This window comes from Maribacter sp., from assembly GCF_016744255.1.
Lineage (GTDB): Bacteria > Bacteroidota > Bacteroidia > Flavobacteriales > Flavobacteriaceae > Maribacter_B.
The window spans coordinates 1-10,183 of the sequence record NZ_JADGES010000114.1; the positions used below are offsets into that span (position 1 = coordinate 1).

Here is a 10,183-nt window from a genome sequence, read left to right on the forward strand (position 1 = left end):
GTTTGTTTAGGGCAACAAGCTATTGCTGAAGTTTTCGGCGGTTCTCTTATAAATTTAGAACAAGTATACCATGGTATTGCTACCAAAATAAAAATTACACACCCTGATGATATTCTATTTAAAGGTTTAGATTCCGAAATTGAAGTAGGCCGTTACCACTCTTGGGTAGTAAACCCAGAATTACCAGAGGTTTTAGAAGCCACTTCTTTTGATGCGAACGGACAAGTAATGTCGTTAAGACATAAACTATATGATGTTGCTGCTGTACAATACCATCCAGAATCTGTACTTACTCCTAATGGAAAGAAAATACTAGAAAATTGGGTAAATAATTAGAACGATGAAAAAAATACTAAATAGACTTATTAATCACGATATTCTAGAGAAAGAAGACGCTAAGCAAGTATTAGTGAATATTGCTAAAGGCGATTATAATACAAGCCAAATAGCTGCTTTCTTAACGGTATATATGATGCGTAGCATTACTATTGAAGAGTTAGAAGGCTTTCGTGACGCTCTTTTAGAACTTTGTTTGGCAGTCGATTTATCGCATTATAATCCTATCGATTTATGTGGTACTGGCGGCGATGGCAAAGACACTTTTAATATATCTACCCTATCCTCTTTTGTAACAGCAGGTGCTGGTATTAAAGTTACCAAACATGGAAATTATGGTGTTTCTTCTGCCTGTGGTAGTAGTAATGTTATGGAATTTCTTGGTATTAAATTTAGTAATGATGCAGGCTTTTTAGAAAAATGTTTGGATGAAACTGGTATTTGTGTTTTACATGCTCCTTTGTTTCACCCTGCAATGAAAAATGTAGCTCCTATTCGTAAAGAACTTGGTGTAAAAACTTTCTTCAATATGCTAGGGCCAATGGTAAACCCTGCTTTTCCTAAAAACCAAATGGTTGGAGTTTTTAATCTAGAATTAGCAAGAATGTACGGCTACCTATACCAGAATACCGATAAAAATTTTACGGTTTTACATGCCTTAGATGGGTACGATGAAATTTCCCTAACTGGCAATACCAAAACCATTTCTAACCATACCGAAGGAATAATTAAACCTTCCGATTTTGGATTGCAGCCTATTCAACAATCTCAAATTTATGGTGGAGACTCTGTAGAATCTTCTGCACAAATTTTTATGAATGTGTTACAAGGTAAAGGAACAGAACCCCAAAACAATGTAGTTTGTGCTAATGCTGGCGTTGCCATCGCAACTGTAAAAAACATTTCACCTAAAGAAGGTTTTCTACTTGCTAAAGAATCTTTATTAAGTGGAAAAGGATTAGCAACTCTTAAGAAATTACAAAATCTCAGCGCCTAATGGATATTTTAGAAAGAATAGTTGTAGATAAACGTAAGGAGGTGGATTTAAAAAAATCTATAATTCCTATTTCCCAATTAGAGAGTTCTGTACTTTTTACTAGAGAGACTACCTCTCTTACTACTGCTTTAAAAAACAGCAGTACAGGTATTATTGCAGAACATAAAAGACGCTCCCCATCTAAATCTGTTATCAACCACACTTTAAATGTGCAAGATGTAGCCTTAGGATATGAAAATGCTGGTGTTTGCGGAATGTCTATTTTAACAGATGGAAAATATTTTGGTGGTTCTTTAGATGATTTATTAGTAGCAAGAGCAGCAGTACAAACGCCATTGCTACGTAAAGAATTTATTATACACGAATATCAAATTCTAGAAGCAAAAGCCCATGGCGCAGATGTTATTTTATTAATAGCAGCCATTTTAACTAGGGATGAAATTAAAACATTTTCAGAGCTTGCAAAAAGCCTAAAATTAGATGTGCTTTTAGAAGTTCATAACGAAGAAGAATTGCATAAATCTATTATGCCAAGTTTAGATATGCTTGGGGTTAATAATAGGAATCTTAAAACCTTTGAAGTAAGCCTAGAAACCAGTAAAAAACTTTCTACACTAATCCCTGACGATTTTGTAAAAGTATCCGAGAGTGGTATTAGTTCTATAGAAGCAATTAAAGAGCTAAAGCCTTATGGTTACCAAGGATTTTTAATAGGAGAAAATTTTATGAAGACAGATAATCCTGGAGAAAGTGCAACCACTTTTATCAACTCCTTAAAATAAAAGAATTAACCATGAGCAATTACTATTACACAAAAAAAGAGGAGCCCATTAAAATAGGCATGCCTAAACTTAAAATTTGTGGTATGAAGCTCAACACCTCGGAAGTTGCGACACTGCAGCCAGATTATTTAGGTTTTATATTTTGGGAGCCGTCCAAACGTCATTTTTCAGGAGAGATGCCTGCACTACCGCATAGCATTAAAAAAATAGGCGTTTTTGTAAATGAAACCGTTATAGAAATTTTACATAAAATTCAAGAATATAATTTACTAGGCATACAGTTACATGGCAAAGAAAGCCCCGCATTCTGTAAAGAATTACAAGAAAAAACCCAAGGTGTAAAAATCATCAAAGTATTCTCTATAAAAAACAAATTCAATTTCGAAACTTTAAAAGAATTTGAAGATGTATGCGATTTCTTTTTATTCGATACCAAAGGAGAATTACCCGGTGGAAATGGATACACTTTCGATTGGAGTGTTTTAGAAAACTACCCTTCCACAAAACCTTTCTTTTTAAGTGGCGGAATAGGACTCGAAGAAACCAACAAAATAATTGCCTTTTTACAGACAGATGCATCTAAATACTGTTATGCTTTAGATGTAAATAGTAAGTTTGAAACAGAACCTGGATTAAAAAATATAGAAAAATTAAAAAAATTCATAGCTACAGTTCAGAGTAGTGAGATATTAGAATAAGAATTATGAAATATAACGTTGACGAAAAAGGATACTACGGAGAATTTGGAGGAGCTTTTATTCCAGAAATGCTATATCCGAATGTAGAAAACCTAAGACAGAATTATCTAAAAATAATGGCCGAACCATCTTTTAAAGAAGAGTTCGACCAGTTACTAAAAGATTATGTTGGCAGACCTTCGCCTTTATATTTAGCAAAACGATTGTCTAAAAAATATAATACAAAAGTCTATCTAAAAAGAGAAGACTTAAACCATACAGGTGCCCACAAAGTAAATAATACCATAGGCCAAATACTAATGGCAAAGCGTCTAGGCAAAAAACGAATTATTGCCGAAACTGGTGCTGGTCAGCATGGTGTTGCTACTGCTACCGTATGTGCATTAATGGGCATGGAGTGTATTGTGTATATGGGCGAGATAGATATTGCCCGCCAAGCACCTAATGTTGCTCGTATGAAAATGCTAGGTGCAGAAGTACGCCCAGCATTATCGGGTAGTAGAACTCTTAAAGATGCTACCAACGAAGCCATTCGCGATTGGATTAATAACCCTGTAAACACCCATTATATTATTGGTTCTGCTATTGGCCCTCACCCCTACCCAGATATGGTTACACGTTTTCAGTCCGTTATTTCGGAAGAAATAAAATGGCAATTAAAAGAAAAAGAAGGAAAAGAAACCCCCGATTATATAATTGCTTGTATTGGTGGTGGCAGTAATGCCGCAGGTACTTATTACCATTATTTACATGAAGAAAATGTAAAAATTATCGCCGTGGAAGCTGCTGGTAAAGGAGTGCATTCTGGCGAAAGTGCTGCAACCTCAGCCTTGGGTAAAGAGGGTGTTATTCACGGTTGCAAAACCTTATTAATGCAAACCAATGATGGGCAAATTACAGAACCTTATTCTATTTCTGCAGGATTAGATTATCCTGGTGTTGGTCCAATGCATGCACATTTACATAAAACAGGAAGAGCAGAATTTATTTCTGCTACCGATGATGAAGCTATGAATGCTGGCTTAGAATTAACAAAACTAGAAGGGATAATTCCTGCTATAGAAAGCAGCCATGCGCTAGCTGTTTTTAAACACAAAACCTTTAAACCAGACGATGTTGTAGTCATTAGCCTTTCTGGTCGTGGAGACAAAGATTTAGATAATTATATTAAATATTTTAAACTGTAACATAATTATGATTAACAGAATAAAACAAAAGCTACAAGAGGACAAAAAGTTACTCTCTATATATTTCAGTGCTGGTTTTCCTTCTTTAAATGATACAACTACCATTATTCAAGATTTAGAAAAAAGTGGTGTAGATTTTATCGAGGTCGGACTTCCTTTTTCCGACCCTTTAGCAGATGGACCAACAATACAAGAAAGCTCTACTATTGCTCTTAAAAATGGCATGACTACAGAACTTCTTTTTTCGCAATTGAAAGATATTAGAAAAATGGTTCATATTCCATTAATTATTATGGGCTACTTTAACCCTATGCTACAATATGGCGTAGAAGCTTTTTGCGCTAAATGTGCAGAAGTTGGTATCGACGGGCTTATTATCCCAGACCTTCCGTTAGATGTGTATGAGAGAGAATATAAAGCAATTTTTGATAAACATGGATTAGTAAATATCTTTTTAATTACACCACAAACGGGTGACGAACGCATACAACAGATTGATGCTGCTTCGGACGGATTCATCTATATGGTCAGCTCAGCTGGCGTTACTGGTTCCCAATCTGGTTTTGATAATACACAAGAAGATTATTTTAACCGTATTGCTAACATGCATCTTAAAAACCCGCAAATCGTTGGTTTTGGTATTAAAGATGCTGAAACTTTTAAGCAAGCTACAAAAACAACCAAAGGTGCTATTATTGGTTCTGCATTTATAAAACATTTACATAAAGAAGGTGTAAAAGGAATTTCTACTTTTGTAAAAACGATTCGATAAACTATGAAATTTATTAACGACTGGAAACTGGTCTTAATGCTCTGTCTTACTATAGGTTTGGCTCCTTTTTTTCCGGAACCTCATATCTTTGGTAAAGTCAAATGGATAGCTGGCGGAGCAATTGGTATGCAAGGTAAAGATTGGTTTGATGTTCTTTTGCATGGCTTCCCATATATACTATTAATTAGACTCTTAATTTTAAGAGGTATCTCTATGCTTAGAAAATAGAATTCGTTACTTTTAGTCTTTAAACTTTGGAAGACTAAAAATGAAAAAAATAAACTTATTACTTACCTTTTTAATCGTCTTTATGGGTTCTGCCCAAGAAGAGGCGCAACTAAAAACGCAAGTACGCCAGACTATAAAAGAATTAAGAGATTTTGTCTCTATTCCTAATGATGCGTTAGAGCATGCCGATATTAACAGAAACCTTACTTGGTTAACTAAGAGTTTTAATGCCAGAGGATTTAACTCTTCCGTTTTACCAACTTCTGGAGAATCGTTATTTTTTGCGTCTTTACCTATGGAAGACCAAAAGCCAACCATTTTGTTTTACATGCATTTTGATGGGCAATCTGTAGAAAACAGTAAATGGAACCAGCCAGACCCATATAAAATGGTTTTAAAAGCGAAAGAAGGCGATTCTTGGAAAACGCTCCCAATAGATACCCTAAATACCAATTTAGATTACAATATGCGTTTGTTTGGGCGCTCTACAGCAGATGACAAAGGCCCCATTGTAATGTTCTTAAACACGATAGACCTTTTAAAAGAAAACAATATATCCCTTCCTTTTAATGTAAAAGTTATTCTCGATAGCGAAGAAGAGAAAAGTAGCAAACCTTTACCTAAAGCAGTAAAAGAATATAGAGAATTATTACAGGCAGATTTTCTAATTATAAACGATGGCCCACTTCATTCTACAGGCAAACCAACTATAGTTTATGGCTGTCGCGGTATTACCACTTTATCTTTAACCACTTTTGGCCCTCAAAAACCCCAACATAGTGGTCATTACGGTAACTATGCCCCGAATCCTGCATTTATATTATCCAAAGCTTTAGCTAGTATGAAAACAGAAGACGGTAAAGTTAATATTCCGGGATTCTATGATGGTATAACAATAGATGAAAATACCATGGCTATTCTTAAAAGTGTTCCAGATGATGGTACTAGTATCAATAAAAATTTGGGAATAAAGACACCAGAAAAAGTGGGTAGTTTCTACCAAGAATCACTACAGTACCCTTCTTTAAACATTAGAGGACTAGGTTCTGCTTGGATAGGAAAAAAAGCACGTACTGTTGTTCCAGAAAGCGCAACTGCAGAAATGGATATACGATTAGTTCCCGAGACCAATGGAAATCGTTTAAAAAGTTTGGTGAAAACCCATTTAGAAAAACAAGGTTTTTTCTTAACCTCAAAAGTACCAAATAAAGAAACAAGATTAGCACACGATAAAATTATGATGCTCACCGAAGGTTCTGTGACTGATGCTTTTCGAACCGATTTAAATAATCCTTATGGTGCTTTTTTAGTAAAAACTCTAACAGATACTTTTGGGGAAAATCCTGTGCAAATAAGAATAATGGGAGGTACCGTTCCTATTACTCCGTTTATAAATGAATTAAAAATTCCTGCTTTTATTATTCCTATGGTTAACCTAGATAATAACCAACATAGCCCTAATGAAAATCTAGAAATAGGTAAAATTGCCTACGGTATTAAAACCTTTTATGCTATACTAAGTAGTAAACCAAGCGACTAATCTTTTTATGCAATATTCTTCATTTAAAAATTACTTCTATTTTTTCTTTACTATAGTATTTAGCCTATCTACTGTTAATGCTCAAGAATCTCCTAAACTAGAAGGACGTTGGAATTTAAACATAGAATATGAAGGAGAAAATTTACCCGCCTGGTTAGAGGTTACACATTCTGGATATAAAACTTTAGTTGGTAGATTTGTATATGCATTTGGTAGCGCAAGACCTATTGCCGAAATAAAAGTAAAAAATGATATTTTCAATTTCAATATTCCGCCACAATGGGAAAAAGGAGACATTAATATGGCCTTTGAAGGCTCTTAGGATACTGATAAGCTTAAAGGTATTATGCTTTATAGCAATGGAAAAAAATACAATTGGACCGCTACCAGAGCACCAAAATTAAAACATATAGAAAACCCTAAATGGGAAAAACCTATTGCTCTTTTTAATGGTAAAGATTTAACCGGATGGACAGCCGATAGAGATAACCAATGGGTGGTAGAAAAAGGCATTCTAAAAAGTCCAAAATCTGGCATTAATTTAGTTAGCAATACCAAGTACAAGAACTTTAAATTGCATATAGAATTTAAATATCCTGAAGATAAGTAATAGCGGTATTTATTTACGAGGTAGATACGAAGTGCAAATAGCAGATAATATAGGCTTAGAACCTTCTAATATTTATTTTGGTGGTGTTTATGGGTTTCTTACTCCCAACATAATGGCAGCAAAAAAAGCTGGCAAATGGCAATCGTATGACATTACCTTAAATGGTAGACGAGTAACCATCGTTACTAACGGCAAAACTATTATAAATGACCAGATAATCCCTGGTATGACTGGTGGTGCGTTGGATAATAACGAACTAGAAGATGGCGCCTTTTTAATTCAAGGAGACCACGGATCTGTAGAATTCCGTAATATTACGGTTACACCTATGAAAGAGTAGTCTTCTTTATTTTCAAATTAAAAAATACATAACGTATATGCCTTCTAAAGAAACAGAAAACTTCTATACCTATATACCTGAGTTCTTTGTTGGCAATAGTATTTAATTTTTTGTTTTTTCAATTGAACTTGCGTGGTCTTTAATGATGTACCAATTGTTATCTATTTTTTCTAAAGCATAAGTAACAATTAATCTATTAAAATAGGGTTTTCCATTTCTTTCAGGTTCCTCGTACAAAAATTCTGTTGTAGCTACACCAAATCTGTCACCAATATTAGTACTCAATATTTTTGTATTAATTGTCCAATTAGGTACTTCAAACCATTCTTGATGAAATTTCATAAATCCATCAACAGAATATACAATTTCAGAACTTGGTTGAATTAATTCCATATTACCCTTTGGAGACATCGTAGATTTTAAAGTATTTGAATCTCTATTTCTTACAGCGTTTAAGTGCCTTAAAATCAATGATTTAAATAACTCTTCATTTTCAATTTTTGAAATTTCATTTTTCTCAGATTCCTTTTGTTTTATGTCACAAGAGCTAAAGCCAATCATTAATAGGCCAAGAAATATCAATTTGTAAGATATATGTTTTTTCATTTTAAATAATTTTTGAAGTTTAACCGTTGTTTTATATTATTACCAACGCTTGAACTAAGCGTAAAACCCCAAAGTCCACATTAATTATAGGCATTATGCGTTCGTACTTTTATTCAGATTTATGTACTTCTAATTCAATTTCAATCATAAATTCTGGTATCGCCAATTCCTTTACTCCAAGCCAAGAACCTGTCGGGAATTGTTTAGTGTAAATTTCATTTCTGTAAGCTGCGTTTTCAAGAAACAATGGCATATTGGTCGTGAAAACATTTTCCACAACTACGTCATCAAATGTGCAACCATAGTGTTTCAGTATTTTTTCCAAATCCGCATAACAATTTTTCATTTGTTTTCCTAAATCTCCTATTGCAATTGGATTACCTTCGTCATCCATACTTACTGCTCCAGAAATTTTAATGTTGTTTCCTATTTTCACAGCGTGCGAATATCCGTAAGCCTTTTCCACTTCTGGTCGTAGCAAAAAATATTCAGGTTTTTGAGATTCAACGATTATCTCTTTTTCGATTTCTTTCGTTTCTTCCTTTTGCTTTTGTTTACAACTTTGTATTATAAAAGTGAACGCTATAAACATCGTAATTAGGGTCAATTGATTAGTTATTTTTTTCATAATGATGATTGTTTAGTGCCTATTTTGCTCGGTTTTCGGCTTTCTCGTTTTATATTGAAATTCGTTTCCAGTTACTGTTAACGGTTGAACTACCAACAGTACGGGAGCAAACGCTAGTTTAATTTTCCGCCACGTACATAGCGAAATCTTTTGGTTTTTTTCTTTTCCTTTTTTAAAGCAAAAATCAAAAAATTTTGCGGACTTCATAAAAATACACAAATCTTCTGATTAAGCCATAAGCCTGTATTGTTTAGTACTTTTTTAATATTTCTATTAATTCTTTATTTACATAAATATTTTCTCTTCCAACTTTTTTAGAGGTAATAATTCCAATTTCCTCTAATCTATTTAAATATCTTGAGGCTACTTTTCTTTCTACATTTAATTTTTGGACTACATATTCAATTTTTGAATATGGCTGTTCAAAAAGCAATTCAATAAGTTCTTTTCTCTATATTTTTGGTTCTTTTTTTGTGCTATTTCTATTGTTTCTGATAGTAAATTATTAATAGAATTAATTTTATCAATCGTTCTGTTCGAGATTACCTCTATTGCTTTTAAGATGTACAAAATATACTCCTCCCATTCGTCAGATTTATTAACCTTATTCAAAAGTCTGTAATAGTTCGCTTTGTTTTCGTTTATGTATGAACTTAAATACAAAATATTTAATATTCGTCCCGTCCGTCCATTTCCGTCATAAAATGGATGGATACTTTCGAATTGATAATGTAATATTGCTAAATTTATTAAAGGAGGAAAGCTCTCTTGTTTTAGATTAAAATGTTCTAAAAAGTTACTTAGTAAATCCAGTATATGCTCTTTGTCCTGTTGTGGAGTATAGACAACTTCTCCTGTTTTATCGTTTTTTAAAACGGTTCCTGGGATACTTCTGATTCCTGCATTATTTTCGATAATTGTTTTTTGTAAAAACTCAACATCTTTTAATCTTAAAAAACCTTGTTTTTTCAACAAATCGCTTCCAGAAAAAATAGCTCTTCTGTAATTTATTACTTCTTTTACTTGTGAGCCTTGTTTCGTTTTGGTCGCTAATGCTTTATATAATTTATCTTGAGTAGTAATAATATTTTCAATTTCAGAACTATCCTTTGCCGCTTGAAGAACTACAGCATTAATTAACATTTCTTGATTAGACATTGTCTGAGCAATTCCTTTTAATTCTCCTAAAGACTTAGATGATTTACTTAGCTGCCTAAGTATTTCTAAAGTTTCTACTTTCTCTCTTTTTGGAGGTAACTTATCACGTTTTTTTATATGGTGCATTTTGTCTCACCTATATATTATATACACCAAAAACACAAAATAAGGTACATATATTGTAATTATGGGATTTTTTGACTGTTCGTTAAGGGACATGGTTTACACAAGTTAAAGATTAGCCTTTACACTAAATTAGTTTCTAACCTTGTTGATTGTTGTTTATTTCTAAGATGTTTTT

General features: G+C 33.3%; 15 protein-coding genes. 11 read left to right on the top strand and 4 right to left on the bottom strand.

Annotated features, from left to right (window positions below):
- The 11 genes from QZZ51_RS14630 to QZZ51_RS14680 all read left to right on the top strand — a co-directional run.
- A partial coding sequence (locus QZZ51_RS14630; protein WP_291870979.1) for an aminodeoxychorismate/anthranilate synthase component II occupies nucleotides 1-336 on the top strand: 336 nt, incomplete at its 5' end.
- Between the two features lie 4 nt (nucleotides 337-340).
- On the top strand, nucleotides 341-1,333 hold the full coding sequence (trpD, locus tag QZZ51_RS14635) for an anthranilate phosphoribosyltransferase (protein WP_291870981.1): 993 nt from the start codon (nucleotides 341-343) through the stop codon (nucleotides 1,331-1,333).
- Nucleotides 1,333-2,115, top strand: coding sequence for an indole-3-glycerol phosphate synthase TrpC (gene trpC / locus QZZ51_RS14640; RefSeq protein WP_291870983.1), 783 nt, complete (start codon nucleotides 1,333-1,335; stop codon nucleotides 2,113-2,115). Before trpD ends, trpC begins: the two co-directional genes overlap by 1 nt.
- 11 nt (nucleotides 2,116-2,126) lie before the next feature.
- Nucleotides 2,127-2,813: a phosphoribosylanthranilate isomerase gene (locus QZZ51_RS14645; RefSeq protein WP_291870985.1), complete on the top strand. Its 687-nt coding sequence runs from the start codon at nucleotides 2,127-2,129 to the stop codon at nucleotides 2,811-2,813.
- Between the two features lie 5 nt (nucleotides 2,814-2,818).
- On the top strand, nucleotides 2,819-4,000 hold the full coding sequence (gene trpB, locus QZZ51_RS14650) for a tryptophan synthase subunit beta (RefSeq protein ID WP_291870987.1): 1,182 nt from the start codon (nucleotides 2,819-2,821) through the stop codon (nucleotides 3,998-4,000).
- Between the two features lie 10 nt (nucleotides 4,001-4,010).
- Nucleotides 4,011-4,772, top strand: a complete 762-nt coding sequence (gene trpA / locus QZZ51_RS14655; protein ID WP_291871002.1) for a tryptophan synthase subunit alpha — start codon at nucleotides 4,011-4,013, stop codon at nucleotides 4,770-4,772.
- Between the two features lie 3 nt (nucleotides 4,773-4,775).
- Nucleotides 4,776-5,000, top strand: coding sequence for a hypothetical protein (locus tag QZZ51_RS14660; RefSeq protein ID WP_291870989.1), 225 nt, complete (start codon nucleotides 4,776-4,778; stop codon nucleotides 4,998-5,000).
- A 40-nt stretch (nucleotides 5,001-5,040) separates the two neighbouring features.
- A complete protein-coding gene (locus QZZ51_RS14665) occupies nucleotides 5,041-6,540 on the top strand; it encodes a M20/M25/M40 family metallo-hydrolase (protein WP_291870990.1) in 1,500 nt (499 codons plus the stop codon).
- A gap of 7 nt (nucleotides 6,541-6,547) precedes the next feature.
- Entirely contained in the window at nucleotides 6,548-6,862 is a 315-nt protein-coding gene (locus QZZ51_RS14670) for a hypothetical protein (RefSeq protein ID WP_291870991.1), read from the top strand.
- Between the two features lie 24 nt (nucleotides 6,863-6,886).
- Nucleotides 6,887-7,150 carry a family 16 glycoside hydrolase gene (locus tag QZZ51_RS14675; RefSeq protein WP_291870992.1) on the top strand — a complete coding sequence of 88 codons (264 nt, stop codon included), beginning with the start codon at nucleotides 6,887-6,889 and terminating at the stop codon, nucleotides 7,148-7,150.
- A gap of 31 nt (nucleotides 7,151-7,181) precedes the next feature.
- Nucleotides 7,182-7,490, top strand: coding sequence for a DUF1080 domain-containing protein (locus tag QZZ51_RS14680; protein WP_291870994.1), 309 nt, complete (start codon nucleotides 7,182-7,184; stop codon nucleotides 7,488-7,490).
- Between the two features lie 102 nt (nucleotides 7,491-7,592).
- Here QZZ51_RS14680 and QZZ51_RS14685 read toward each other — a convergent pair whose 3' ends face one another.
- The 4 genes from QZZ51_RS14685 to QZZ51_RS14695 all read right to left on the bottom strand — a co-directional run bounded on the left by QZZ51_RS14685 (nucleotide 7,593) and on the right by QZZ51_RS14695 (nucleotide 10,008).
- Nucleotides 7,593-8,096 carry a nuclear transport factor 2 family protein gene (locus tag QZZ51_RS14685; RefSeq protein ID WP_291870996.1) on the bottom strand — a complete coding sequence of 168 codons (504 nt, stop codon included), beginning with the start codon at nucleotides 8,094-8,096 and terminating at the stop codon, nucleotides 7,593-7,595.
- Between the two features lie 109 nt (nucleotides 8,097-8,205).
- On the bottom strand, nucleotides 8,206-8,724 hold the full coding sequence (locus QZZ51_RS14690; protein ID WP_291870998.1) for a RidA family protein: 519 nt from the start codon (nucleotides 8,722-8,724) through the stop codon (nucleotides 8,206-8,208).
- Between the two features lie 250 nt (nucleotides 8,725-8,974).
- Nucleotides 8,975-9,157 carry a hypothetical protein gene (locus QZZ51_RS16680; protein WP_366511984.1) on the bottom strand — a complete coding sequence of 61 codons (183 nt, stop codon included), beginning with the start codon at nucleotides 9,155-9,157 and terminating at the stop codon, nucleotides 8,975-8,977.
- Nucleotides 9,118-10,008 carry a Fic/DOC family N-terminal domain-containing protein gene (locus QZZ51_RS14695; RefSeq protein ID WP_291871000.1) on the bottom strand — a complete coding sequence of 297 codons (891 nt, stop codon included), beginning with the start codon at nucleotides 10,006-10,008 and terminating at the stop codon, nucleotides 9,118-9,120. The genes QZZ51_RS16680 and QZZ51_RS14695 overlap by 40 nt, the downstream gene beginning before the upstream one ends.
- Nucleotides 10,009-10,183: the final 175 nt, after the last annotated feature.